Source organism: Micromonospora sp. 15K316, from assembly GCF_004348525.1.
Taxonomy (GTDB): Bacteria; Actinomycetota; Actinomycetes; order Mycobacteriales; family Micromonosporaceae; genus Micromonospora.
In genome coordinates this window covers 1-24121 of sequence record NZ_SMKG01000051.1, presented here as the reverse complement: position 1 = coordinate 24121, position 24121 = coordinate 1, and the positions used below count along the sequence as shown (strand labels likewise).

General features: G+C 72.6%; 22 protein-coding genes. 16 read left to right on the top strand and 6 right to left on the bottom strand.

From position 1 onward, the window contains the following. The first annotated feature begins 26 nt into the window (after nucleotides 1–26). From E1211_RS13255 to serA, 5 genes are all read left to right on the top strand, one after another. The gene (locus E1211_RS13255; protein ID WP_371686152.1) at nucleotides 27–2468 is read left to right on the top strand and encodes a putative bifunctional diguanylate cyclase/phosphodiesterase; all 2442 of its coding nucleotides are present in this window, start codon (nucleotides 27–29) and stop codon (nucleotides 2466–2468) included. Between the two features lie 183 nt (nucleotides 2469–2651). Continuing rightward, nucleotides 2652–4532, top strand: coding sequence for an acetolactate synthase large subunit (locus E1211_RS13250; RefSeq protein ID WP_132348924.1), 1881 nt, complete (start codon nucleotides 2652–2654; stop codon nucleotides 4530–4532). 27 nt (nucleotides 4533–4559) lie between these two features. Continuing rightward, complete coding sequence (gene ilvN, locus E1211_RS13245) at nucleotides 4560–5075, top strand: acetolactate synthase small subunit (protein WP_132348922.1); 516 nt, start codon at nucleotides 4560–4562, stop codon at nucleotides 5073–5075. 100 nt (nucleotides 5076–5175) lie between these two features. Continuing rightward, nucleotides 5176–6189 carry a ketol-acid reductoisomerase gene (gene ilvC, locus E1211_RS13240; protein ID WP_132348920.1) on the top strand — a complete coding sequence of 338 codons (1014 nt, stop codon included), beginning with the start codon at nucleotides 5176–5178 and terminating at the stop codon, nucleotides 6187–6189. A gap of 426 nt (nucleotides 6190–6615) precedes the next feature. After that, a complete protein-coding gene (gene serA, locus E1211_RS13235; protein WP_132348918.1) occupies nucleotides 6616–8214 on the top strand; it encodes a phosphoglycerate dehydrogenase in 1599 nt (532 codons plus the stop codon). A gap of 71 nt (nucleotides 8215–8285) precedes the next feature. Here the strand turns inward: serA and E1211_RS13230 are convergent, their stop codons facing one another. After that, the gene (locus tag E1211_RS13230; RefSeq protein ID WP_165947247.1) at nucleotides 8286–8642 is read right to left on the bottom strand and encodes a hypothetical protein; all 357 of its coding nucleotides are present in this window, start codon (nucleotides 8640–8642) and stop codon (nucleotides 8286–8288) included. Between the two features lie 314 nt (nucleotides 8643–8956). After that, nucleotides 8957–9802: an FAD:protein FMN transferase gene (locus tag E1211_RS13225; RefSeq protein WP_132348916.1), complete on the bottom strand. Its 846-nt coding sequence runs from the start codon at nucleotides 9800–9802 to the stop codon at nucleotides 8957–8959. A gap of 222 nt (nucleotides 9803–10024) precedes the next feature. On the opposite strand from E1211_RS13225, the gene E1211_RS13220 reads away from it, so the two are divergent. Together E1211_RS13220 and E1211_RS13215 are read left to right on the top strand one after the other, a co-directional pair. Next, nucleotides 10025–11056 (top strand): 3-isopropylmalate dehydrogenase, encoded by a 1032-nt coding sequence (locus E1211_RS13220; RefSeq protein WP_132348914.1) that lies wholly within the window; start codon nucleotides 10025–10027, stop codon nucleotides 11054–11056. A 255-nt stretch (nucleotides 11057–11311) separates the two neighbouring features. Continuing rightward, entirely contained in the window at nucleotides 11312–12409 is a 1098-nt protein-coding gene (locus E1211_RS13215) for a branched-chain amino acid aminotransferase (protein WP_132348912.1), read from the top strand. Between the two features lie 120 nt (nucleotides 12410–12529). On the opposite strand, the gene E1211_RS13210 is transcribed toward E1211_RS13215, so the two are convergent. From E1211_RS13210 to E1211_RS13200, 3 genes are all read right to left on the bottom strand, one after another. Next, a complete protein-coding gene (locus tag E1211_RS13210) occupies nucleotides 12530–13270 on the bottom strand; it encodes a tyrosine-protein phosphatase (RefSeq protein ID WP_132348910.1) in 741 nt (246 codons plus the stop codon). Between the two features lie 60 nt (nucleotides 13271–13330). Beyond that, nucleotides 13331–13789 (bottom strand): PRC-barrel domain-containing protein, encoded by a 459-nt coding sequence (locus tag E1211_RS13205; RefSeq protein ID WP_132348908.1) that lies wholly within the window; start codon nucleotides 13787–13789, stop codon nucleotides 13331–13333. A 121-nt stretch (nucleotides 13790–13910) separates the two neighbouring features. Then, nucleotides 13911–14438, bottom strand: coding sequence for a carboxymuconolactone decarboxylase family protein (locus E1211_RS13200; protein WP_132348932.1), 528 nt, complete (start codon nucleotides 14436–14438; stop codon nucleotides 13911–13913). A gap of 408 nt (nucleotides 14439–14846) precedes the next feature. Here E1211_RS13200 and cimA point away from each other — a divergent pair, with 408 nt between their 5' ends. Further along, nucleotides 14847–16430: a citramalate synthase gene (gene cimA / locus E1211_RS13195; protein WP_132348906.1), complete on the top strand. Its 1584-nt coding sequence runs from the start codon at nucleotides 14847–14849 to the stop codon at nucleotides 16428–16430. A gap of 18 nt (nucleotides 16431–16448) precedes the next feature. Here cimA and E1211_RS13190 read toward each other — a convergent pair whose 3' ends face one another. Beyond that, on the bottom strand, nucleotides 16449–17447 hold the full coding sequence (locus E1211_RS13190; protein WP_132348904.1) for an endonuclease/exonuclease/phosphatase family protein: 999 nt from the start codon (nucleotides 17445–17447) through the stop codon (nucleotides 16449–16451). 363 nt (nucleotides 17448–17810) lie between these two features. On the opposite strand from E1211_RS13190, the gene E1211_RS13185 reads away from it, so the two are divergent. The 8 genes from E1211_RS13185 to arfB form a co-directional block, all read left to right on the top strand. Next, a complete protein-coding gene (locus tag E1211_RS13185) occupies nucleotides 17811–18305 on the top strand; it encodes a hypothetical protein (protein WP_132348902.1) in 495 nt (164 codons plus the stop codon). Between the two features lie 193 nt (nucleotides 18306–18498). Beyond that, on the top strand, nucleotides 18499–19545 hold the full coding sequence (locus E1211_RS13180) for a MoxR family ATPase (RefSeq protein WP_132348900.1): 1047 nt from the start codon (nucleotides 18499–18501) through the stop codon (nucleotides 19543–19545). Further along, nucleotides 19542–20558 carry a DUF58 domain-containing protein gene (locus tag E1211_RS13175; RefSeq protein WP_132348898.1) on the top strand — a complete coding sequence of 339 codons (1017 nt, stop codon included), beginning with the start codon at nucleotides 19542–19544 and terminating at the stop codon, nucleotides 20556–20558. Before E1211_RS13180 ends, E1211_RS13175 begins: the two co-directional genes overlap by 4 nt. After that, nucleotides 20555–21514: a VWA domain-containing protein gene (locus E1211_RS13170; protein ID WP_132348896.1), complete on the top strand. Its 960-nt coding sequence runs from the start codon at nucleotides 20555–20557 to the stop codon at nucleotides 21512–21514. The genes E1211_RS13175 and E1211_RS13170 overlap by 4 nt, the downstream gene beginning before the upstream one ends. A 49-nt stretch (nucleotides 21515–21563) precedes the next feature. Then, the gene (locus E1211_RS13165) at nucleotides 21564–22430 is read left to right on the top strand and encodes a S1C family serine protease (protein ID WP_132348894.1); all 867 of its coding nucleotides are present in this window, start codon (nucleotides 21564–21566) and stop codon (nucleotides 22428–22430) included. A gap of 81 nt (nucleotides 22431–22511) precedes the next feature. Continuing rightward, on the top strand, nucleotides 22512–23309 hold the full coding sequence (locus E1211_RS13160) for a hypothetical protein (protein ID WP_132348892.1): 798 nt from the start codon (nucleotides 22512–22514) through the stop codon (nucleotides 23307–23309). A 160-nt stretch (nucleotides 23310–23469) separates the two neighbouring features. Further along, nucleotides 23470–23769 (top strand): hypothetical protein, encoded by a 300-nt coding sequence (locus tag E1211_RS13155; RefSeq protein WP_120690020.1) that lies wholly within the window; start codon nucleotides 23470–23472, stop codon nucleotides 23767–23769. Between the two features lie 9 nt (nucleotides 23770–23778). Then, nucleotides 23779–24121, top strand: a 343-nt coding sequence (arfB, locus tag E1211_RS13150; RefSeq protein WP_132348890.1) for an alternative ribosome rescue aminoacyl-tRNA hydrolase ArfB, incomplete at its 3' end; no start/stop codon positions are given.

Here is a 24121-nt window from a genome sequence, read left to right as displayed (position 1 = left end):
GCCGCGCATCCGGCACAGTTAGCGGCGTGCATCTCCCCCCGGGCGTGGCCGTCGCCGCGGCGTCGAGTTGGCTGGTCGCCGCCTCGGCCACCGCGCTGCTCACGGTCGGTCTCCGGCGGCGCACAGGTCCGCACCGACCGGCGCTCGCGCTGCTCGCGGTGGCCGCCGGGGTCGCCCTGGTCGGCCTGGTCTGCGGGCTCGCCGCGATGGTCGTCTCGGTGCCGCACTGGGCGCACGAGCAGGGGCAGCGCACCGGCTGGGCGACGGTCGTCTCGGTCGGCACGGCGGCCAGCGGGCTGATCTTCCTGGTCGGGCTCTTCCGGCTGCCGGGGGTGGTGACCTCGACGGCCGCGACGGTGCGGCTGGTGCTCGACGGGCTGATGATGGCCGCCGCCGTCTGGCTGGTCGGCTGGGTGCTGGTCAGCGAGCCGACCCGGATCCTCGGCGACGCCACCCCGACGGCCTGCGTGCCGGTCCTGCTCGCCACGGCGAGCGCGGCGCTGACCGCCGGGATCGGCCCGCTGGCAGTCTGCCGGGGCGTCGCCACCCGAGGCCGACTGGTCGTGCTCGCCGTGGCCATCGCCACCGTGACCGCCGGCGGGCTCGGCGTCGCCGTCGGGCTCTGCCGGTCCGGGCCGGCACTGGTGCTGACCGGCGCGGCACTGTCGGCGGTCGGCCTGCTCGCCGTGGCGCTGTCGGCGCTGCGGGTCGACCCGCGGGATCGGGTCGAGCCGGACGGCGTCGACCGCAGCGGCGTGAACGCCCTCATCCCGATGCTCGCGATGACCGTCTCGGCCACGTACCACCTCGTCCAGGGCGGCCGGTTCACCCCGCTCAGCGTCGGGATCTGCGCGGTCGAGGGCTTCGCCCTGGTGGCCCGCCAATACCTCGCGGTGCGCGACGTGCGGGCGTACGCGGACCGGCTGGCCGAGCGGGAGGCGCACTTCCGTGAGCTGGCGCACACCGACGCGCTGACCGGGCTGGCCAACCGGCGCGGGCTGCTGCGGGCGCTGCACCGAGGGGCCGCAGCAGGGGTCCCGTGCGTGCTGCTCGGCCTCGACCTCGACGGGTTCAAACACGTCAACGACATGCGCGGCCATGACGTGGGTGACGCGGTGCTCGCCCAGGTGGGGCGCCGGCTGCGCGAGACGCTGGGCCCCGACGACGTGGCGGCCCGGTTGGGCGGCGACGAGTTCGCGGTGCTGCTGTCCGGTCGCACCCGGGAGGCCGACCAGGTCGCCGAGCGGTTGTTGGCCGTGCTGGGCCGGGCGCACGAGCAGCCGGAGGGGCCGGTCTTCCTCTCGGTCAGCATCGGGGTGGCGGGCTGGGACGGTGAGCCCGACGTGGAGGTGCTGCTGCGCAACGCCGACCTGGCGCTGCGCTACGCCAAGCAGCGCGGGAAGAACCGGATCGAGCGCTACGACGCCGCCTACGATCAGCGGCTGCGCCGCCGGACGACGCTGGAGCACGAGCTGCGTGGCGCTATCGAGCGCGACGAGCTGCGGCTGGTCTTCCAGCCGGTCGCGTCGCTGCCGTCGGTGCGCCCGGTCGGCGCCGAGGCGCTCCTGCGCTGGCGTCACCCGGAGTTGGGCAACGTCCGACCGGACGAGTTCATCCCGCTCGCCGAGGAGTGCGGGATGATCGCCAAGCTCGGCGCGTGGGTGCTCAACCAGGCATGCCAGCAGCTCTCCCGCTGGCTCGCCGACGGGCACGACGTCTGGGTCTCGGTGAACGTCTCCCCCCGGGAGCTGCACAACCCGGAGTACGTGGTGCTGGTCGCCGACGCGCTGCGCAGGCATGGCGTGCCGCCGCAGCGGCTGGTGCTGGAGGTGACCGAGCACGCCGTCGCCACCGACCTCGACGAGCTGATCCGGCGGCTGGCCGCGCTGCGCCGGACCGGGGTGCGGATCGCGCTGGACGACTTCGGCGCGGGCTACTCCTCACTGGGGCAGCTGCGCCGGCTGCCGATCGACATCCTCAAGATCGATCATGGCCTGGTGGCCGAGCACGAGCCGGTCCGCCCGGAGGGGAAGGACGGGCCCGCGTTCGCGCCGATGGTCGACATCGTGATGCGCCTCGGCCACCAACTCGGCCTGGAGGTCATCGCCGAGGGCGTCACCACGCCCACCGAGCTGGCCGCGGTGGTCGCCGCCGGCTGCCGGTTCGGGCAGGGGGCGCTCTGCGGCTGGGGAGTGCCGGCCGAACATCTGGAGGCGATGCTCGAGGCGGCCACCTCACCTGCGGCGCGGCCGGCGGGCGCCTCGTCGGGCGCCCGGTCGTCGGGTCACCCGGGCCGCGGTGCGGAGGCCGGCTCCCGGCCCCCGATGCTGCCCCCGTCGCGCCTTCCCCAGCGTGCGTCCGAGCAGCTCGCACCGGGCGCCGGAAGCGCGTCGCGGGCCGACGCGCCGACACCCGTGAACCAACATGTGGGATCAGTTGACTCATCGCGTGAGATGCGTCAGGCTTGAGCGCATGTCGTCTCACTGGTCGCTGCGAGTACTTATCTGAGCGCACTCTCCCTGGTCGAGAGTGCGCTGGCCCCGTGCATCTGCACGAGGGCCGTTTTTATTGCCGTCGGACCGCTCAGCGGAACACCCGCGTTCCATCCGCACCACACGCCGCACCCACTCCAGCCGAAGGCCTGAACCGCCATGACGAGACCCACGCCAGAGACACTCGCCCACTCCGCACGCAGAGCCCGCGCGGCCGCCTCGGCGGCGACCGACGCCGAACCCGCCGCCCGGACCGTCGCCGGTCCGGCCGCCGCAGCGGTACGGACACCCGACCCGGCCCAGGTCTCCGGGGCCGGATCGCTCGTGCGGTCCCTCGAGGCGCTCGGCGTCGACGTCGTCTTCGGTATCCCGGGCGGCGCGATCCTGCCGGCGTACGACCCGCTCTACGACTCCACCGTCCGGCACATCCTCGTCCGGCACGAGCAGGGCGCCGGGCACGCGGCCACCGGCTACGCGCAGGCGACCGGGCGGGTCGGGGTCTGCATGGCCACCTCCGGCCCGGGCGCGACAAACCTCGTCACGCCGATCGCCGACGCGTACATGGACTCGGTGTCGATGGTCGCCATCACCGGCCAGGTCGCCCGTCCGGCGATCGGTACGGACGCCTTCCAGGAGGCCGACATCCAGGGCATCACCCTGCCGGTCACCAAGCACAACTTCCTGGTGCAGCACGCCGACGAGATCCCGCAGGTGCTGGCCGAGGCGTTCCACCTGGCGAGCACCGGCCGGCCCGGCCCGGTGCTGGTCGACATCCCGAAGGACGTGTTGCAGGCCGCCACCACCTTCAGCTGGCCGCCGACGCTCGACCTGCCCGGTTACCGGCCGACCCTGCACCCGCACGGCAAGCAGATCCGCGAGGCCGCCCGGCTGATGGCCGGCGCCCGCCGGCCGGTGTTCTACGTCGGCGGCGGGGTGCTCAAGGCCGGCGCCACCGACGGGCTGCGGCAGCTCGCCGAACTGACCGGGATCCCGGTCGTGACCACGCTGATGGCGCTCGGCGCGTTCCCGGACTCGCACCCGCAGCACCTGGGCATGCCGGGCATGCACGGCACGGTCGCCGCGGTCTACGGGTTGCAGAAGGCCGACCTGATCGTGGCGCTCGGCGCCCGCTTCGACGACCGGGTCACCGGTCGGGTGGAGTCGTTCGCCCCGGACGCCACAGTCGTGCACGCCGACATCGACCCGGCGGAGATCGGCAAGAACCGGCACGCGGACGTGCCGATCGTCGGCGACGCCCGGCACGTGATCGACGAGCTGATCGCCGCGGTCACCGCCGAGCGGGCGGCCGGACACACCACGGACCTCGCCGACTGGTGGCACCAGCTCGACGACCTGCGCGAGCGTTACCCGCTGGGGTACGAGGAGCCGGCCGACGGCACGCTCTCCCCGCAGTACGTGATCAAGCGGCTGGGCGAGATCGCCGGCCCGGACGCCGTCTACGTGGCCGGTGTCGGTCAACACCAGATGTGGGCCTCACAGTTCATCTCGTACGAGAAGCCGTACACCTGGTTGAACTCCGGCGGCCTCGGCACGATGGGTTACGCGGTGCCCGCGGCGATGGGCGCCAAGGTGGGCAAGCCGGACGTGGTGGTCTGGGCGATCGACGGCGACGGCTGCTTCCAGATGACCAACCAGGAGCTGGCGACCTGCGCCCTGGAGGGCATCCCGGTCAAGATCGCCGTGATCAACAACGGCAATCTCGGCATGGTCCGCCAGTGGCAGACGCTCTTCTACGGTGAGCGCTACTCGAACACCGACCTCGGTACCCACAAGCACCGCATCCCCGACTTCGTGAAGCTGGCCGAGGCGCTCGGCTGTGTCGGTCTGCGGTGCGAGACCGCCGAGGACGTCGACAAGACCATCGCGGCGGCCATGGAGATCAACGACGCGCCCGTGGTCATCGACTTCGTGGTCGGCAAGGACGCGATGGTGTGGCCGATGGTCCCCGCCGGCACCAGCAACGACGAGATCATGTTCGCCCGCGGCGTCCGCCCGGCGTTCGACGAGGATGACATCTGAGATGAGTGAGCGAAGCGAGGTCACGGCATGACGATGCACACGCTGAGCGTGCTCGTGGAGAACAAGCCGGGCGTGCTGGCCCGGGTCTCCGGGCTCTTCTCCCGCCGCGGGTTCAACATCGACAGCCTGGCGGTCGGCGAGACCGAGAACCCGGACGTCTCCCGGATCACCATCGTGGTCAACGCGGAGTCGTCCCCGCTGGAGCAGGTGACCAAGCAGCTCAACAAGCTGGTCAACGTGCTCAAGATCGTCGAGCTGGACCCGCAGGTCTCGGTGGCCCGGGAGCTGCTGCTGGTCAAGGTCCGCGCCGACCGGTCGAGCCGCAGCCAGGTGCTGGACACGGTGAGCCTCTTCCGGGCCCGGGTGGTCGACGTCGCGGCGGACACGCTGACCATCGAGGCCACCGGCACCCCGGACAAGCTGGACGCACTGCTGCGCGACCTCGAGCCCTTCGGCATCAAGGAGATGGTCCAGTCCGGGCTGGTGGCGATCGGGCGGGGTTCTCGTTCGATCACCGCCGGCCCCGCCCTGCGGGCCGCCTGAGCCACCTGCGGGACGGCACCGGGCCGCCCCGCAGGCCACCGGACACATCCGCACAACCACGACGGGCCAGCCGGGCCGCCGTACGAAAGGGAAAGTTCCAATGAGTGTTGAGGTCTACTACGACGACGATGCCGACCTGGGTCTGATCCAGGCCAAGAAGGTCGCCGTCATCGGCTACGGCAGCCAGGGCCACGCCCACGCGCTGTCGCTGCGCGACTCGGGTGTCGAGGTCGTGATCGGTCTGCCGGCGGGCTCGAAGAGCCGGCCGAAGGCCGAGGAGCAGGGCCTGCGGGTGCTCACCCCGGCCGAGGCGGCGGCCGAGGCCGACGTGATCATGATCCTCGCCCCGGACACCGCGCAGCGCAGCCTGTACGCCGAGTCGGTCGCCCCCAACCTGGCCCCGGGCAAGGCGCTGCTCTTCGGCCACGGCTTCAACATCCGCTACGACCTGATCAAGCCGCCCGCCGACGTCGACGTGGCGATGATCGCGCCGAAGGGTCCGGGTCACCTGGTCCGCCGCCAGTACGTCGACGGCAAGGGCGTGCCGGTGCTGGTCGCCGTCGAGCAGGACGCCACGGGCAACGCCTTCGCCCTGGCGCTGTCGTACGCCAAGGGCATCGGCGGCACCCGGGCCGGCGCCATCCGCACCACCTTCACCGAGGAGACCGAGACCGACCTCTTCGGTGAGCAGGCGGTGCTGGCCGGTGGCGCGACGGCGCTGGTGCAGACCGGGTTCGAGGTGCTCACCGAGGCGGGCTACGCGCCCGAGATCGCCTACTTCGAGTGCCTGCACGAGCTGAAGCTCATCGTCGACCTGATGTACGAAGGCGGCATCGCCCGGATGCGCTACAGCATCTCGGACACCGCCGAGTACGGCGACCTCTCCCGTGGCCCGCGCATCATCGACGGCCGGGTCAAGGACGAGATGCGCAAGATCCTCTCCGAGATCCAGTCCGGCGAGTTCGCCCGCGAGTGGATCGCCGAGGACGACGCGGGTCGCCCGAACTTCGCCAAGTGGCGGGCCGAGGGCGCGGCGCACCCGATCGAGGAGACCGGGCGGAAGCTGCGCGGCATGATGAGCTGGGTCGACCGGCCGATCACCGAGACCGCCTGAGTCCTCCTCCGCCGGCCGCCCGCCGGGTACGCCCCGGGCGGCCCACCGACGGCCCCGACGTGGCGCTCTCCCCGGCGCCGCGCCGGGGTCGTCGGCCATCGACGGGCGGCACCGTGGCAGGCCCAATCCGGACGTGCGCGCACGGTCGCCGCCGGTCACCCGTCGACCGGATCCTCGCCGGTCACCCTCGACCGGATCGCCGCCGCGGGCCAGGCCGGCGCCGGGTGAACGGAGGATGAGCGCCGTGCGACAACTCCGTGTGAGGGCGCTCACCTCGATGTCCGGGACACGTGGGGCAACGCGCCCCCTACCATCGCTCATAGGTGCGCGAAGCCGGCACCTGACGGCCATGATCCGGTTCGGCGCAGGGCGCAGTGCGGCGTCCGACAGCCCGGCCGACCGCTCTGACTACAGCTACGAGGACCGATGAATCCTGTCGTACTGATCGCCGAAGAACTCGCCCCCGCCGCCATCGAGGTGCTCGCGCACGACTTCGACGTCCGCCACGTCGACGGCACCGACCGTTCCGCGCTGCTCGCCGCCCTCGCCGAGGCCGACGCCGTCATCGTGCGCAGCGCCACCCAGATCGACGCCGAGGCGATCGCCGCCGCCCCGCGGCTCAAGGTGGTCGCCCGCGCCGGCGTGGGTCTGGACAACGTGGAGGTGCCGGCCGCCACCGCCCGGGGTGTCATGGTCGTCAACGCCCCCACCTCCAACATCGTCTCCGCCGCCGAGCAGGCCGTCGCGCTGCTGCTCGCCGTCGCCCGGAACACCGCCAGCGCCAGCGCCGCGCTGAAGGCGGGGGAGTGGAAGCGGTCGAAGTACACCGGGGTCGAGATCCAGGGCAAGACGGTCGGCGTCGTCGGCCTCGGCCGCATCGGGGTGCTCTTCGCGTCCCGGATCGCGGCCTTCGGCACGCGCCTCATCGCGTACGACCCGTACATCCAGCCGGCTCGCGCCGCGCAGCTCGGCGTACGCCTGGTCGGCCTGGAGGAGCTGCTGCGGGAGAGCGACTTCATCTCCATCCACCTGCCGAAGACCCCCGAGACGGTCGGCCTGATCGGTGAGAAGGAGCTGGCCGTCGTCAAGCCGGGGGTACGCATCGTCAACGCCGCGCGCGGTGGACTCGTCGACGAGCAGGCCCTCGCCGACGCGATCGCCGAGGGGCGGGTCGCCGGCGCGGGCGTGGACGTCTACGCGAAGGAGCCCTGCACCTCGTCGCCGCTCTTCGCGTTCGACAACGTGGTGGCCACCCCGCACCTGGGCGCGTCGACCCACGAGGCGCAGGACAAGGCCGGCTTGGCCGTGGCGAAGAGCGTGAAGCTGGCCCTGCAGGGCGAGTTCGTGCCGGACGCGGTCAACGTGCAGGCGGGCGGCGTCGTCGCCGAGGACGTGCGTCCGTTGCTGCCGCTGGCCGAGAAGCTCGGTCGGGCGTTCACCGCGGTCGCCGGTGGGATCGCCGCCAGCGTGACGGTCGAGGTGCGCGGTGAGGTCGTCGAGCACGACGTGTCGGTGCTCAAGCTCGCCGCCACCAAGGGCCTGTTCAGCTCGGTGGTCGAGGAGCAGGTGACCTACGTCAACGCGCCGCACCTGGCGGCCGAGCGTGGCGTCGAGGTCACCCTCGCCGCCCAGGCCGAGACGGTCGAACACCCGAACCTCGTCACCGTCCGCGGCGCCCTGCCCGACGGTCGTACGGTCAGCGTCTCCGGCACGGCGACCGGCACCGGCACCCGGGACGTCCTCAAACTGACCGAAGTGGACGGTTTCGACGTGGAGATCGGCGCGGAGGGCATCCTGGTCTTCCTCCGCTACGCCGACCGGCCCGGCGTGGTCGGCACCGTCGGCACCCTGCTCGGCGAGGCCGGCGTCAACATCGCCGCGATGCAGGTGGCACGCCGGGAGGCCGGCGGTGAGACGTTGATGACGCTCACCGTCGACCAGGCACTCGGCGCCGACCTGCTCACCTCGGCCGCCGACTCGATCGGCGCGACCGCGGCGAGCGCCGCGGACCTGCGCGACGAGTGAGCTGAACGCAGCACGACGGGGGCCCGGCGATCCGCCGGGCCCCTTGGCGTACCGGGTCGGTCGCAGGCCGCTCAGTTGCGCACGCGGGCGGGCGGCGGGTAGACCGAGCCGTCCTGCGCGTCGAAGAGCATGAGCCCGTGCTCGCCGGCGAGCCGCTCGATGTCGAGCAGCACCTGGTCCTCGCAGGCGGGGTTCAGGTTCATCTCGATGTGGTCGGCGGCCGCGTGCAGCGGCGCGACCTCCCACGGGGTGCCGGGCGCCGCCGGACGATCCGGGTAGCTGGCGGTGATCGCACGGTAGAAGGCGACCAGCCGGTGGTCCGGCTGGCGCCCGACGTGTTGTCCCTGCCGGCACCGCTGCACCGCTGCTCGTACGTCCTCGGGCGTCGCCCCGTCCGTCAGGGCCCACACGCTCAGATCGAAACTCACGGCGCACAGAGTGCCATTCAACGTTCACCATGTCGAAACTGCCCCGCCGCAGGCCAGCCGTCTGGTTCCCGTCATCCCGCCAGGACGGTCCGCTGTGGAGACTCTTGCGTCGAGTTGCGTCGATTCGCTAGCGTACCGATGCGGTCACCGGCCGAGCATCGCGACGTCGACCCGTCTTCGGGTGGCGTGGTCGACCCCGGCCCGACCGGCCCGCACCCCTCGAATGCGCGAGCCACGCGCACTCGTCGCTGACCGGCCCCCACGGCCGTTGCCGCGGGCGTGGGGGCCGATCGCCGACCCGCCCGCGCTGCTTCTCACCGACGGTCGGCGAAGAGCGCCCGGTAGTCCGAGGCTTCCTTGAACCAGGCCAACCCCGCCGGGCCGGCCGCGTAGAGCGCCGTGGCGTAGGCGTCGGCGACCGCCAGGTCCGGGCCCACCACCGTCGCGGCGAGGAGTTGTTCGGCCGGCTGCCCGGTGTGCGGGTCGACGACGTGCCCCTGCCGGCCGCTCACCCCGGAGGTGCCGACCGCGCCCGCGGTCATCTCCAGCACCAGTGGTGGGCGGTCCGGCTCGACCGGGTGGTGCACGGCGATCCGCCAGGGCCCGCCGTGCGGGGCGTTTCCGCGGACGACCAGGTCGGCGCCGCAGACGAGGGCGTAGTCGTGGACGTTGTTGGCGCGCAGCCGGGCGGCGGCGCGCTCCACCGCCCAGCCACCGAGCAGGCCGCCGGGGTCGAAGCCGCCGGGGACCGCCCAGGCGTCGAACCAGCCGTCGGTCGCCGCGCGCATGGCGGCGCACCGATCCACGAGGTCGGCGAGGGGCGCGTACGACTCGGCGCCGATCTCACCCCGGCGGAGCCGGGAGACGAGGCTGTCCGGTCGGGTCGGGCCGTAGGTGAGGTCGATCGCGCGCAGTTCGGCCACCGCGTCCCGCAGCGCCTCGCCGACGGCCCGACGACCCAGCCAGGTCGGTGCGTTGAGGAGCAGCGTGTACTCGGCGGTGGTCGTCCGGACGGTGTGCTGCACCGAGATCCGGTCCGGCCGGACGGCCGGGGACCGGTCGACGCGGTGGGCGGGGTTCCCGAGCCGCAGGTCGGGTCGACGGTGCCGGAAGACCGCCGGGTCGGGCCAGCGGGTGCGTGGCTGCTCGTCGATGCGCATGGCGAATCGCCCCCTTGCGAGTGGTGGCGGCGACGGCGCGACCACCGGCGCGGGCCCCCGTCGACCCACCCGGAACCAGGTTAGGCAGCCAAGATGACTGCTTCATGAAACTCAGCTGGGAGGGTGCTGTGCATCGGCGTGTCTCATGATATGGACCCCTCGTACCGGAACTCGGGACGTCCGCGTACCGTTGGGCCAAACGGCGAGCAGAGGAGCGCAGGCGTGGCACGGATCGCGGTGGTGGCCGGGGACGGAATCGGTCCCGAGGTGGTCGCGCAGGCCCGCAAGGTCCTCGACGCGGTGCTCCCCGGCGTGCACGCCACCGAGTACGACCTCGGCGCGGCCCGCTGGCACCGCACCGGGGAGGTGCTACCGGACTCCGTCCTGACCGAGCTCGCGCAGCACGACGCGATTCTGCTCGGCGCGGTCGGCGACCCGACCGTGCCCCCCGGTGTGCTGGAGCGTGGCCTGCTGCTCAAGCTCCGGTTCGCCTTCGACCAGTACGTGAACCTCCGGCCGTCCCGGCTCTGGCCGGGCGTGCCCGGCCCGCTCGCCACCGTGAAGCCCGGCGAGGTCGACCTGGTGGTGGTGCGCGAGGGCACCGAGGGGCTCTACGCCGGGGCCGGCGGGACGCTGCACCGCGACACCCCCGCCGAGGTCGCCACCGAGGAGAGCCTCAACACCCGGCACGGGGTGGAGCGGGTCATCCGCGACGCGTTCGCCCGGGCGAGCCGCCGGGAGCGACGCAAGGTCACCCTCGTGCACAAGACCAACGTGCTCACCCACGCCGGCTCGCTCTGGGGGCGCGCCTTCGAGGCGGTCGCCGCGGAGCACCCCGAGGTCAGCACCGAGTACCAGCACGTCGACGCCGCCGCGATGTTCCTGGTCACCCAGCCGCAGCGCTACGACGTGGTCGTCACCGACAACCTCTTCGGCGACATCCTCACCGACATCGCCGCCGCCGTGACCGGCGGCATCGGGCTGGCGGCGAGCGGCTGCATCAACCCGGAGGGGAGCTACCCCTCGATGTTCGAGCCGGTGCACGGCTCCGCGCCGGACATCGCCGGCCAGGGCGTCGCCGATCCGGTCGCCGCCGTGCTCTCCGCCGCCCTCCTGCTCGACCAGCTCGGGCACGCCGACGCCGCGGCCCGGGTCAGCGCCGCCGTCGCCGCCGAGCTGGCCGGCCGGGCGCCGGGCGTACCCGTACGTACCGCCGAGGTGGGCGACCGGCTCGCGGCCCTCGCGGCGGGCTGAGCCGGCACCTGCCGCGCGGGGTCGGCCGCAGCCGGAGGGCGCGTGCGATGCGGCCAGGTGTGCTGGAACTGGCCCGGGCCACCGAAGCGGAGCACGGCCTGCGGCGCCTCCACCGCTTCCCGGTACCGTTCTTTCGGCGCAGCTCGGCGAGCCGGGCGGCGCTTTCCCCTGAACGAACGTTCGGGGTAAGTTTCTGGGCACCACTTCGTCGGCGTGCGGTCGCGCATGCCGTTGTCCGGTAGGGAGGTCAGCGCGATGAGCGGTGGTGACAAGCTCGACTTCGAGACCCGTCCCAATCCCGCGCCGGTATCCGCTGCGGATCGGGCCGCCCTGCTGGCCAATCCGGGCTTCGGGCGGATCTTCACCGACCACATGGTGACCATCCGCTACGCCGACGGCAAGGGCTGGTACGACGCCCGCGTGGAGGCGCGCGCGCCGATCCCGATGGATCCGGCCGCCGCCGTGCTGCACTACGCGCAGGAGATCTTCGAAGGGATGAAGGCGTACCGCACCGTCGACGGTGGGGTGACCCTGTTCCGTCCCGAGGCGAACGCGGCCCGGTTCGCCGTCTCCGCGAAGCGGATGGCGATGCCGGTGCTGCCGCCGGAGACCTTCGTCGACTCGCTGCGCCGGCTCATCGAGATCGACCGGGACTGGATCCCGACCGACCCGGAGGGCAGCCTCTACCTGCGGCCGTTCATGTTCGCCAGCGAGGTCTTCCTCGGCGTCCGCCCGGCCACCGAGTACCTCTACGTGGCGATCGCCTCGCCGGTCGGGGCGTACTTCAGCGGCGGGGTGAAGCCCGTCTCGGTCTGGGTGACCCCGGAGTACACCCGCGCGGCACCGGGCGGCACCGGCGCGGCGAAGTGCGGCGGCAACTACGCCGCCTCGCTGGTCGCGCAGGCGGAGGCGATCGAGCACGGCTGTGACCAGGTGGTCTTCCTCGACGCGGTGGAGCGCCGCTACGTCGACGAGCTGGGCGGCATGAACGTCTTCTTCGTCTACGACGACGGCAGCGTGGTGACGCCCCCACTGACCGGCGCGATCCTGCCCGGCATCATCCGGGAGTCGGTGCTCACGCTCGCCGGGCAGGCGGGCCACCGGGTCGAGGAGCGCCCCGTCAGCTTCGACGAGTGGCAGGCGGACGCGACCAGCGGCCGGCTGCGGGAGGCCTTCGCCTGCGGCACCGCCGCGGTCGTCACCCCGATCGGCCAGGTGAAGTCTCCGGACGGGGAGTTCCTGATCGGCGGGGGCGAGCCGGGGCAGGTCACCATGGCGTTGCGCCAGCAGCTGGTCGACATCCAGCGCGGCGACGCCCCCGACCCGCACGGCTGGGTCACCCGCCTGCTCTGAGTCCGACGGGCCCCTCCCCGGCCGGGAAGGGGCCCGCGTCCTACCCCGAACGTGCCGCCCCCGCGGGGGTCGGCCGGCGGCGCCGGCCGGCCGGGTGCGCGCGAGCACCGTCGCGGCGCGTCACTCCAGCAGGTGATCGCGGAGCGCGGCGAGCTGGGCGTCGGTGACCCCGGCGTGCCGCAGGTAGCCCTCGACCGAGCCGTACCCCTCCCGCAGCTCGGCGAGGAAGAGCAGCATCGTGTCGGAGGGCGAGGCCAGGAACGGCGGTGGCAGCTCCTCGTCGGCCGGCGCGGTGGCGGCCACCCAGGCGCTGAACCGCTGCGACGCCGCGCTGCTCAGGGCGTAGTCCGCAGCGATCTCGTCGTCGGCCACGCCGAGTACGGCCAGGGTGAGCGCGCAGACGATGCCGGTGCGGTCCTTGCCGGCCACGCAGTGCACCACGACGGGCCCGTTGGTGCTGTCGGCGATCAGCCCGAGCGCCTCGGCCAACCCGGCCGTGCCGGTCTGTGCGAGGTCGGCGTAGCGGTCGGCGAGGTAACGCGCCAGACTCGTGCCCGGCTCGTACGGCACCTCTCCCCACTCCGCGTGCTCGGGATGGATGTGCCGGTAGGCGAGGCCCGGCCAGTCGGGGACCCGGCCGTCGCGCTCCACCTCGTGCGGGCGGCGCAGGTCGATCACCGTCCGGATGCCGAGGGCGGTGAACGCGTCCCGGTCGTACTCGTCGAGCCGGTGCAGGGAGTCGGAGCGGTAGAGCCGTCCCCGGCGTACCGTGCGTCCGTCGTGGCCGGCGTAGCCGCCGGCGTCCCGGAAGTTGAAGATGGTGCCGAACGGGATGTGTCGATCGACCTCGGTGGCGTCCACCCTGACACGGTACCGGCCGGCGGGGAGGTACCCCACCGGCCGGTAGAACAGGAACAACCGCTACCGAGCGGTACCCGGCGGGATGGCCGAGTACGTGTCGCTGTAGTAACCACCGAGCTTCTCCCGGTAGGCCGGGTCGGTGTCGGCGGTCTCGTCGAACTCGGGCGCGGCCTTGATCTGGTCCTTGCTCCGGTCGACGTAGACCTTCCGCTCGTCGTGGTCGACATGGTTGACGGTCCCGGCGGGAACCATGACCTTCTTGCCGAAGATCCACGGACCGGTGTCCACCACGAGATAGCTGGAACTCACCTCGTGGCTGGACCGGTCCACCTTGCCGATGCCACCGTCGGTCGCCTCGACCTTGTAGCCCACCAGGTCGACGCCGGAGACCCCGGCGTCGTCCCGGTACCGCCAGGGGTCGAAGGCGCCGCCGGGTGTGCCACCCGGGAAGGCGCCGCCGCCTCCGGGTACGAGCGGATCCGGCGTCCCGTGGGTCGTTCGAGGGTCGAGCCGCTCCATGGCGTTTCACTCCTCTACTCGACTGATCGGGGGTGGTGCCCTGTCAGTCCCATGTCCTACCCGCTGTCGAGATCGCTACACCCGCCGAAGCGGGAACGGGTTCGCGGAGCGTCGACGGCGCTCAGGCCAGCGCGGACTGCGCGTCGTACGCGACCGCGGCGGCGTGCACCACGGCGGCGATCCGGAGCGCCTCGTTCACCTGGTCGGGGCCGATGCCCGCGGCGCGCAGCTTCTTCTCGTGCGACTCCAGGCAGACCTCGCAGCCGTTGATCGCCGAGACGGCGAGACACCAGAGTTCGAAGTCGACCTTCGGCACGCCCGGCCGGGCGACGAGCTGCATCCGCAGCCGGCCATGGATCGACTGGTACTCCTCGTCGAGCATGTGCTTGGCGCGGTAGTAGACGTTGGTCATCGCCATGATGGTGGCTGCGCCCTTGGCCGCCTCGGTCTGCTCCGGGGCGAGGTGTCCGGCCGCTTCGGCGGCGATCTCCCGCAGCACGACGGGATTGCGTGCCGCCACCGCGCACGCCAGCGCGGTGCCCCAGAGTTGGGCCGGGGTGAGCGGGGACTCCTCGATGGTCGACCGGAGATTCCGGCTGACGTCCTCGGCGTACCCGGGCAGACCCGCCTTGAGCGCGTCGACTCCCACGTCAGGCGCCGGCGGGGTCGTACGCGGGGGAGTGGTCACCGACGGTGAGCAAGGTTCCTCCTGGGTGGCGCGAGCGGGCCGGGTACATCCTCCACCCAGGGGCGGCCCGGCAGCGTGTGAAGCAGCTCACGGGAACGCCGTTCCGCCTCGTGATCGGCGGTCCGGACGGTGCCGGGCGCCCCCACCCCCGTCCCGACATGTGGATTCCGCTTCCCAAAATCAACTGGCGGGTGGAAGAGTACTGACCGTGACCAGCACCGCCCTGATTCTTAGCAACTAGCGCGCCGGCTCCCCGCCGAGCGCGCAGACCTCCCGCGTCAGCGGGGGGTCTTTTTGTTGCTCGGCGGCCCGGCCGGCCCCGACCACCGCTCGTCCGTTCCCCGCACCCCCGGTCCAGAGAGGCACGTCATGACGTTCCAGGTCTACGACACGACGTTGCGCGACGGTGCGCAGCGTGAGGGGCTCAGCTACTCGGTGGTCGACAAGCTGGCCGTGGCGCGGCTGCTCGACGAGTTCGGCGTCGGGTTCATCGAGGGCGGCTGGCCCGGCGCGGTGCCGAAGGACACCGAGTTCTTCCGGCGGGCGGCCAAGGAACTCGACCTGCGGCACGCGGTGCTCGTCGCCTTCGGCGCCACCCGCCGGGCCGGCGTAGCGGTCGCCGAGGACCCGCAGGTCCGCGCCCTGCTCGACGCGGAGACTCCGGCGGTGACCCTGGTCGCCAAGGCCGACCTGCGGCACGTCGAACGGGCGCTGCGCACGACCGCGGCCGAGAACCTCGCGATGATCCGCGACACGGTCACGTACCTGGTCGCCGAGGGCCGTCGGGTCTTCGTCGACGGTGAGCACTTCTTCGACGGCTACCGGCAGGACGCCGCGTACGGCGCCGCCGTGGTGGAGACCGCGCTGGCCGCGGGCGCCGAGGCGGTGGTGCTCTGCGACACCAACGGCGGGATGCTCCCCTCCCAGGTGACCGCCGCGATCGTCGACCTGACCGCCCGGCTCGGCGTCGGCCCCGAACGGCTCGGCATCCACTGCCAGAACGACACCGCCTGCGCGGTGGCGAACACCGTCGCCGCCGTCGAGGCCGGGGTCCGGCACTTCCAGGGCACCGCGAACGGCTACGGCGAACGGCCGGGCAACGCCGACATCTTCGCGGTGGTCGCCAACCTTCAACTCAAGCTCGGGCTGCCCGTCCTACCAGCGGGCTGCCTGGAACAGATGGTGCGGGTCTCGCACGCCATCGCCGAGATCGCCAACATCGCCCCGGACACCCATCAGGCGTACGTCGGGGCCGCCGCCTTCGCCCACAAGGCCGGGCTGCACGCGAGCGCGATCAAGGTCGACCCGTTGCTCTACAACCACGTGGACCCGTCCGTAGTGGGCAACGACATGCGGATCCTGGTAACCGAGATGGCCGGCCGGGCCAGCGTCGAGCTCAAGAGTCGCGAGCTCGGGCTGGACCTGGCCGGTCATCCGGAGACCCTGTCCCGGGTGACCCGCCGGGTCAAGGAGCTGGAGGCCGGCGGCTGGTCGTTCGAGGCGGCGGACGCCTCGTTCGAGCTGCTGGTCCGCTCCGAACTGCCCGACGGCGCGCCGCCCCGGCCGTTCGCCCTGGAGTCGTACCGGGTGCTGGTGGAGCACCGCGAGGACGGCGCCGTGGTGTCCGAGGCGACCGTCAAGATCCGCGTACGCGGAGAGCGGGTGATCGCCACCGCCGAGGGGAACGGCCCGGTCAACGCCCTCGACGAGGCGCTCCGGGTCGGTCTGGTGCGGCACTATCCGGAGCTGCGCGAGTTCGAGCTGGCCGACTACAAGGTGCGCATCCTCGACGGCAGCAGCGGTACGGACGCGGTGACCCGCGTACTGCTGGAGACGGTCGACGGCGCGGGCCGGGACTGGACCACGGTCGGCGTGCACCCCAACGTGGTCGAGGCGAGCTGGCACGCGCTCGTCGACGCACTCACCTATGGTCTGGCCCGCAGCCGGGTCTGACCCCGGGCGGGCGACCGGTCACGGCGCGGGCAGGCTCAGGGTGGCCAGCACCGCCCGGTGGTCGCTGCCGGGCACGCCGAGCACGTCGACCGAGCGGGCCGCGATCCGGTGGTCGACCAGGACGTGGTCGATGGTGACCGGAGGGATCAGGTCACCGTCGTACGGACCCCACGTGCCGGTCAGCCCCTGGCCGGTGGCGTCGGCGGCGTCGACGTAGCCGGTGCGCAGCAGAGCGCGCAGCGGACCGTGGTCGAGGGTGGCGTTGAAGTCCCCGGCCAGGATCCGCAGCATCCCGTTCGGGGTGGCCGGTGGTTGTGCGGCCAGGTCGGCCCGCCAGTGTCCGACCTGGTCGGGGGCGTACGGGGCGGACGGGTGCGCGGATTCCACCCGCACCGGCGGCGCCCCCGGCACGGCGATCGTGCCGTACGCCTGGGTGAACCCCCAGCCGCCCCGGTTGCCGCGTACGCCCCCGTCGCTGATCGGGAAGCGGGCGTAGAGGCCGGATCCGGGCGTCCCGTCGCGCGCGTCGAGCTGTCGGTACGGCAGCAGCCGGTCGAGCCCGAGCCGGTCGAGGGCGGCCTGTGCGTCGGGGGTGAACTCCTGCACGGCCAGCACGTCGACCCGGTTCGCCCGGACCAGCTCGACCAGGGTCTGCGGATCCGCGGCTCCCGCGAGCAGGTTGGCGGTGAGCAGTCGTACCGTCGGGCCGGTCGCCGACGGTGGTGCCGAGGGGAGTGCCCGGGGCGCCACCACCCCGACGAGCGCCACCGTGGCCATGGCGGCGACCAGCGCGGGCCGGCGCCGGCGCAGGGCGACCGCCAGCACCAGGGGCAGCAGGCTCGCGGCCGCGACGTACGGGGTGAAGGCCAGCGCCTGCACGAGCGGGCCCCGGTCCAGCCCGATGAGCCGCAGGGCGGCCCAGATGGCGCCCGGCAGCACGGCGAGCCAGCAGAGTACGTCGGTCCGGTGCCGCTGTGGGCGGCCGACCGCCCGCTGTTCGGGGACGTCGACGATCATGTGGGGAACCTATCCCGGCGCGCCCGCCGGTAGTGTCCCGGCGGATCCCGCAGCCCATTTTCGTGAATGCTCTTGGATTCGCCTTTCACAATTTTTGCGGTCGTTGTCGGACGATTTTTCAGATGGTTCCCGCTATTGACTGCCCACTTTTTACGGTGCTACGTTCCACCTGGTCGGAGCGCCGCCACGGTGAGTAGTAATAGCTGCTCAGAGTGGGTGCAGTCGCCGGGAAAACGATATTGAAGGTGCGCTGGATCTTATTTCTCGGTGATCTGTCGCGGGGTGCCCGACAGTCAACAGGGCACTAACCGTCCCGCTCTGCGGGTCGGCCGAATTCCCAGGGTCACACAAGGGGGACCTGTCATGACCACACCATTCCGACGTAAGGCGATCGCGGTCGTGTTCGCCGTTCTCGGGCTCACCCTCGCCGGGGGCGGGATCGCCATCGCCCAGCCCGCGGCACAGGCGCCCGGCCAGCCGGCGGCCCGCGCCGCCGACTCCCAGCCCGCGGTGACGGCGGAGTCGGCCCGCTCGGCGCGGGCCGCTCTCAAGGCCAACACCACGCTCGCCGCCACCAACACCGGCATCGTGGTGAACGCCAACGGCACCCGGGCCCGCGGCATCGGCACCGTGATCAAGTACGGCCCCGGCCAGTACGAGGTCCAGTACGGCTCCGTCGTCACCTCCGCGATCTACGTGGCGACCATCGGCCGCGCGGACTCCTGCTGCGTGCCGCCGGCCGGCGAGATCTCGGTGGCTCCGCGGCTCAGCACGCCCAACGCGGTGTTCGTGCAGACCCGCAACTCCGCCGGCACCCCGGTCGACCTGGGGTTCCACCTGATCGTCCACACCAACTGACAGCACGGCGTCCGGCCCCCGCGCGGCTACCGCGCGGGGGCCGCGTCGTTCGCTCGACCGGTTTGATGCCGCTCGTGCCGACCCGGGGCACGGCTTGACCCTCCGGGTGAATCATCCCCTTCAGGGCGTCGAAGGGCCGGACAGGGCCGCACAATCCGACGTTTGTCGCGCGGCCGCCCGGGAAGCAAGCACCGTGACGGACATCTCGGACACCCTGGCCAGCGTGCCCAGCCCGGTCGAAGACGAACCGACAGCCGCCGAGCTGGAACAGACCCTCTCCGAGGTCAAACGCGTGATCGTCGGGCAGGATCGGCTCGTCGAGCGCCTGCTCGTCGCCCTCGTCGCCGACGGGCACTGCCTCCTGGAGGGGGTTCCCGGCGTGGCCAAGACGCTGGCCGCGCAGACCCTCGCCACAGTCGTCGGCGGCACCTTCTCCCGGATCCAGTTCACCCCCGATCTCGTACCGTCGGACATCGTCGGCACCCGGATCTACCGGGCCTCGCGGGAGAGCTTCGACATCGAGCTGGGCCCGGTGATGGCGAACCTGGTGCTCGCCGACGAGATCAACCGCGCCCCCGCGAAGGTGCAGTCCGCGCTGCTGGAGGCGATGGCGGAGCGGCAGGTCTCCATCGGCGGGCGCAGCCACCCCGTACCGTCGCCCTTCCTGGTGCTCGCGACCCAGAACCCGATCGAGTCCGAGGGGGTCTACCAGCTGCCGGAGGCGCAGCGGGACCGCTTCCTGCTGAAGGTCGTGGTCGACTACCCGAGCGACACCGACGAGCTGGCGATCCTCTACCGGATGAGCACCGATCGCCCCAAGGCCCGGCAGGTGCTCGACCCGGACCGGCTGCGGCGCCTGCAGGGCCACGCGGAACGTATCTTCGTCCACCACGCCGTCGCCGAGTACGTGGTCCGGCTCATCCTGGCCACCCGCGATCCGGGCCGGTTCGGGCTGAGCGAGATCGAGCCGATGCTGGCGTACGGGGCGAGCCCGCGCGCCACCCTCGGCCTGGTGGCCGCCGCCCGGGCCCAGGCGCTGCTGCGTGGCCGGGAGTACGTGCTGCCCGAGGACGTCCGGGAACTCGCCGTCGACGTGCTCGCCCACCGGCTGGTGCTGACGTTCGACGCGGTCGCCGACGGCATCACCGCCGAGTCGGTGGTACGCCGCCTGGTCGAGGTGGTGCCCCCGCCACGGCTCGCGCCCCAGCCCGAGCAGGCGTCGGACCTGGCGGCGGCATGAGGCGCCCGGGCCGGGGGCCCGCGGAGGTTCCGGCCGGTCCACGCCTCGCCGACCTCGCCCCCGACCAACGTCTGCGCCGGCTGGAGCTGACCGTCACCCGGCGGCTCGACGGGCTGCTGCACGGCCAGTACCGCGGCCTGTTGCCCGGGCCCGGCAGCGAACCCGCGGGCAGCCGCGAGTACCGGCCGGGCGAGGACGAGGTGCGCCGGATGGACTGGGCGGTCACCGCCCGCACCACGGTCCCGCACGTGCGCGAGGTCGACGCCGACCGGGAACTGACCACCTGGCTGCTGGTGGACGCCAGCGCCAGCATGGAGTTCGGCACCGCGGAGCTGGACAAACGGGAGCTCTCCGTGGCGGCGGTGGCCGCTGTCGGCTTCCTCACCGCCGGAGTCGGCAACCGGCTCGGCGCCCTGCTGGCCGCGCCGGCGGGGCTGCGCCGTTTCCCGGCACAGAGCGGGCGTAACCACCTGCTCGGCCTGCTCCGAGCCCTGCTGGCCGCGCCCCGCACCGGTGACCACGACGGGACGCGCGGTGGGCTCGAACCGCCGGACCTCGCCGACGCCCTGCGCGCCGCCGAACGGGTCGCCACCCGGCGCGGGCTCGTGGTGGTGGTCTCGGACTTCCTCGACGGCCTGCCCGACGACCCCGATCAGCCCCCGCCCTGGGAGCGGAGCCTGCGCCGGCTCGCGGTACGGCACCAGGTGCTCGCCGTGGAGGTGACCGACCCGCGTGAGCTGGAGCTGCCCGACGTCGGGCTGATCACCGTGGTCGATCCGGAGACCGGCCGCCGTCGCGAGGTCTGCACCTCCGATCGGCAGCTGCGGCAACGGTACGCGGCCGCCGCGGCCGCCCAACGTGACCAGGTACGCCTCGCGTTGCGCCGCAGCGGGGCCACCCAGCTGTCGTTGCGTACCGACTCGGACTGGTGCGCCGACATCGCGCGGCACGTGCAGTCGCAGCGCCGGCTGGCGGCGGCACCGGCCGGCTCGGCACCGGGAGGTGCGGCATGATCTGGCTGTCGCCCGTCCGGCTCTGGCTGCTGCTCGGTGTGCTCGCCCTCGCGGTGGGTTATCTGCTCGTGCAGCGACGCCGCAGCCGGTACGCCGTCCGCTTCACCAACCTGCGGCTGCTCGACCGGATCGCGCCGGAACGTCCCGCCTGGCGCCGGCACGTGCCCGCCGGGCTGTTCCTGGCCATGCTGGCGCTGCTGGTGGTCGGCTTCGCACGGCCCACCGCCGAGGTGCGGGTGCCCCGGGAACGGGCGACCGTCATGGTGGCGGTGGACGTCTCCACCTCGATGCTCGCCACCGATGTGGACCCGGACCGGCTCGCCGCGGCCAAGGCCGCCGCGAAGCGCTTCGTGGACGGACTGCCCGACGAGTTCAACGTGGGCCTGGTCGCCTTCGCCGGGAGCGCGGCGGTCATCGTGCCGCCCGGTACCGATCGTGAGGCGCTGCACGACGGGATCGGTCGGCTCGCCGACGGGATCACCGGCGTGCAGGGGACCGCGATCGGCGAGGCGATCAACACTTCGCTCGGCGCGGTGAAGGGGCTGGACAGCCAGGCGGCGAAGGAGCCCCCACCGGCCCGGATCGTGCTCCTCTCCGACGGGGCGAACACCTCCGGTCTGGACCCGATGGAGGCCGCCGTCGAGGCGGTCGCCGCGAAGGTGCCCGTGCACACCATCTCGTTCGGTACCCCCGGCGGCTTCGTCGACCAGGGCGGCCGCCCGATACAGGTGCCGGTGGACGGGAAGACCCTCGAGGCGGTGGCGCAGGAGACCGGCGGGATGTTCCACGAGGCCAGCACCAGCGACGAACTGCGTGCGGTCTACGAGGACATCGGCACCTCGGTCGGCTACCGCACCGAGCGGCAGGACGTCTCGGCCCGCTTCATCGGTCTGGGTCTGGTGTTCGCGATGGGCGCGGCGGCCGGCTCGATGCGTTGGTTCTCCCGCCTGCCCTGAGTGGTCGCCGGCGGGCCGGTCCCCGCAGGACATCACGTGAGGAGTACGCATGGCAGTACAGACCGGACTCGGTGAGCCCCGCGGTCCGTGGTTCGTCTCCCCGGAGCTGGACCCGGACGGGCGGGCCCGAGGGGAGGCGGACACGTCGGGACGCGGCGGTGCTGCCCGGCGCTGGCGTGGCCGGTTGCTGACCGCGTTCGCGGTGATCGCCCTCTCCACCGTCTCCGGCGCCGCCGCGGGTGGTTGGGTGGCGAGCCGCGGTGGCGCCCCGGGGGAGACGGCCGCCTCCGCCGCCCCGGTGCCGGCGGAGCTGGTCACCGCCGCCGAACGAACCGTGCCGGGGGTGGTCTCCGTGCTGGCCGGCGGCGCGGGGACCGGCGGCGGGGCCAGCGGCTCCGGCTTCGCGATCGACGACCAGCAGCACATCATCACCAACGACCACATCCTGGCCAAGGGAGGTGGTGGTTCGGTGACCGTCGAGCTGCCCGACGGCCGCCGCTACACCGCCGAGGTGGTGGGCCGGGAGCCGAGCAGTGACCTGGCCGTGCTCCGGGTGCCACCGTCGGCGGGACTGTCACCGTTGCCGCTCGCCAAGCCGGGCACCACCCGCGTCGGCGAGCCCGTGCTCGCGGTCGGATCTCCGCTCGGTCTGGCCGGCACCGTCACGGCCGGGATCGTGAGCGCCGTCGACCGACAGGTACGACTGGGTGCGAACCGGCACACCGCGGTACAGACCGACGCCTCGATCAATCCGGGCAACTCGGGCGGCCCGCTGGTCAACGCGCGAGGCGAGGTGGTCGGCGTGAACACCGCGATCGCCACGATCGACGGCAACGGCTCGATCGGCATCGGCTTCGCCATCCCGATCGAGCAGGTGCAGCAGACCGCCGACACCATCATCGGCAAGGGTGGCTGACCGGCTGCTACGCCGTCCGCGCACACGATCGCGCGCCCTGCCGGCTCGCTCGCCCTGTGCCGTGCTGACACCATGCCATCCATGGCGGGGAACGTGGCACGGCAGCGCGGCATCCACGAGGACGGATTCCGTCGGTGGTCCACGTGGTGGCAGGTCTTGCGGGTCGTGCTGATCGTGCTCTGGATCGGCTGGGCGGCATCGAGTTGGTGGTCGGCGCCCCGTCAGGCGAGCACGGCACAGGCCCGAGCGGACCTCTCCGCCCGGCGGATGGTGTCCTACCAATGGGCCGCCGGGTGGCACACCGCCGCCAACTGGAGCTGGACGGAGGACCGGAGGCCGTGGCTCACCGGCCGTGCCGGGCCGCTGCTCGTCTGGCGTACGGGTGACTGGCGGGTGCACTACACCGAGTTCGATCGTGGCTTCACCGGTCCCGCTTCTCCCGGCTCCTTCGACGCGACGCAGTACTCCAACGCGGAGGTCGCCGCCTTCGACCAGCTCTTGCAGTCCGCCGACCTGGATCGGCGCTGGCAGCGCGTGGACTCCCCACCTCCGCTGGGAAACCTGGCGGCGCTGCTCATGCTCGGCATCCTGACGGTGCTGGTGTTCGGGCCTGCTCCCGTCCGAGGCACGCGATGGTTCTGGTTCTGGGTGCTCACCGGGGTTCCGTTCGGCCTCGGACTGATCTGGTGGCTCGCTCGTGAACACCCCTGGCAGCCCGCCGAGCCACCACCACCGGACGCGGTCGGCCGCGACACACGGGACCGGTGGTACGCCGGCCTGCTCATCGGGGTAGCGACCTCCATCGCCGTGAGCCTGGTGCTGTACGGACTGCGACAGGTGCTCGGCGACTGGTACATACCCCACGACGCCGGCAGCTGACATCTGGTCTCGCGGGCGATCGGCGCAACCGCCGCTGCCGGCGATCGGGTCGACCGAGGTCGGCGCGCTACCGCTGGTGGGAAGGCGCCCACTGTCGGATATCCGGCGCGGGACCATCGGCCAATGGAAATATTACGCTGGGTATGGATTACTGGCGTGGGTGGAAGGTCCTCTTATCGCGGTCCTCCTGCTGGTGGGCCTGCTCATCGGAAGTGGTGTGGGGTCGGCGTACACGCGCGCGCGGCGCGGCTGGGCCGACTACCAGACGGTCAAGAAAACCGTGCCGACCGCGCGTAAGACGGCCTGGCTACTGATCCGGGGCGTCACCACGAAGGTCGGCGTGGTCGCCCTGCTGCTCATCGGTGCCGTCGCGTACGCCGCCGTCGCCCCCGACGACGACGAGTCGGCCGGGCCGGCGCCGAGTCCGTCCGCGACCTCCAGCGAGCGGCCGGGACGTTAGCCTCAAGGTGTGGATGGCGACGTGCGGGTGACCGACAGGTGGGCAGTCCCCGCCGCCGAGCTGCGAGAGCGCTTCTCCCGGTCGTCCGGGCCGGGCGGGCAGGGCGTCAACACCGCGGACACCCGGGTCGAACTGAGCTTCGACCTGGCCGGCTCGGCCAGCCTGCCCGAGTCGTTGCGGGCCCGGGCGCTGGAGCGGCTCGCCGGGCGGCTCGTGGACGGCGTGCTGACCATCACGGCCAGCGAGCACCGGGCGCAGCTGGCCAACCGTGAGGCGGCCCGGGAGCGGCTCGCCGCGCTGCTGCGCGAGGCGGCGGTCGAGCAGCGGCCGCTCGGGCCGCTGCGCGCGACGG

What these genes read in the sequence shown, in the direction of transcription:
- E1211_RS13250 (WP_132348924.1), top strand. Translation starts at nt 2,652, where the DNA reads ATGACGAGACCCACGCCAGAGACACTCGCCCACTCCGCACGCAGAGCC.
- ilvN (WP_132348922.1), top strand. Translation starts at nt 4,560, where the DNA reads ATGACGATGCACACGCTGAGCGTGCTCGTGGAGAACAAGCCGGGCGTG.
- ilvC (WP_132348920.1), top strand. Translation starts at nt 5,176, where the DNA reads ATGAGTGTTGAGGTCTACTACGACGACGATGCCGACCTGGGTCTGATC.
- serA (WP_132348918.1), top strand. Translation starts at nt 6,616, where the DNA reads ATGAATCCTGTCGTACTGATCGCCGAAGAACTCGCCCCCGCCGCCATC.
- E1211_RS13225 (WP_132348916.1), bottom strand. Translation starts at nt 9,802, where the DNA reads ATGCGCATCGACGAGCAGCCACGCACCCGCTGGCCCGACCCGGCGGTC.
- E1211_RS13215 (WP_132348912.1), top strand. Translation starts at nt 11,312, where the DNA reads ATGAGCGGTGGTGACAAGCTCGACTTCGAGACCCGTCCCAATCCCGCG.
- E1211_RS13205 (WP_132348908.1), bottom strand. Translation starts at nt 13,789, where the DNA reads ATGGAGCGGCTCGACCCTCGAACGACCCACGGGACGCCGGATCCGCTC.
- cimA (WP_132348906.1), top strand. Translation starts at nt 14,847, where the DNA reads ATGACGTTCCAGGTCTACGACACGACGTTGCGCGACGGTGCGCAGCGT.
- E1211_RS13190 (WP_132348904.1), bottom strand. Translation starts at nt 17,447, where the DNA reads ATGATCGTCGACGTCCCCGAACAGCGGGCGGTCGGCCGCCCACAGCGG.
- E1211_RS13185 (WP_132348902.1), top strand. Translation starts at nt 17,811, where the DNA reads ATGACCACACCATTCCGACGTAAGGCGATCGCGGTCGTGTTCGCCGTT.
- E1211_RS13175 (WP_132348898.1), top strand. Translation starts at nt 19,542, where the DNA reads ATGAGGCGCCCGGGCCGGGGGCCCGCGGAGGTTCCGGCCGGTCCACGC.
- E1211_RS13170 (WP_132348896.1), top strand. Translation starts at nt 20,555, where the DNA reads ATGATCTGGCTGTCGCCCGTCCGGCTCTGGCTGCTGCTCGGTGTGCTC.
- E1211_RS13165 (WP_132348894.1), top strand. Translation starts at nt 21,564, where the DNA reads ATGGCAGTACAGACCGGACTCGGTGAGCCCCGCGGTCCGTGGTTCGTC.
- E1211_RS13160 (WP_132348892.1), top strand. Translation starts at nt 22,512, where the DNA reads ATGGCGGGGAACGTGGCACGGCAGCGCGGCATCCACGAGGACGGATTC.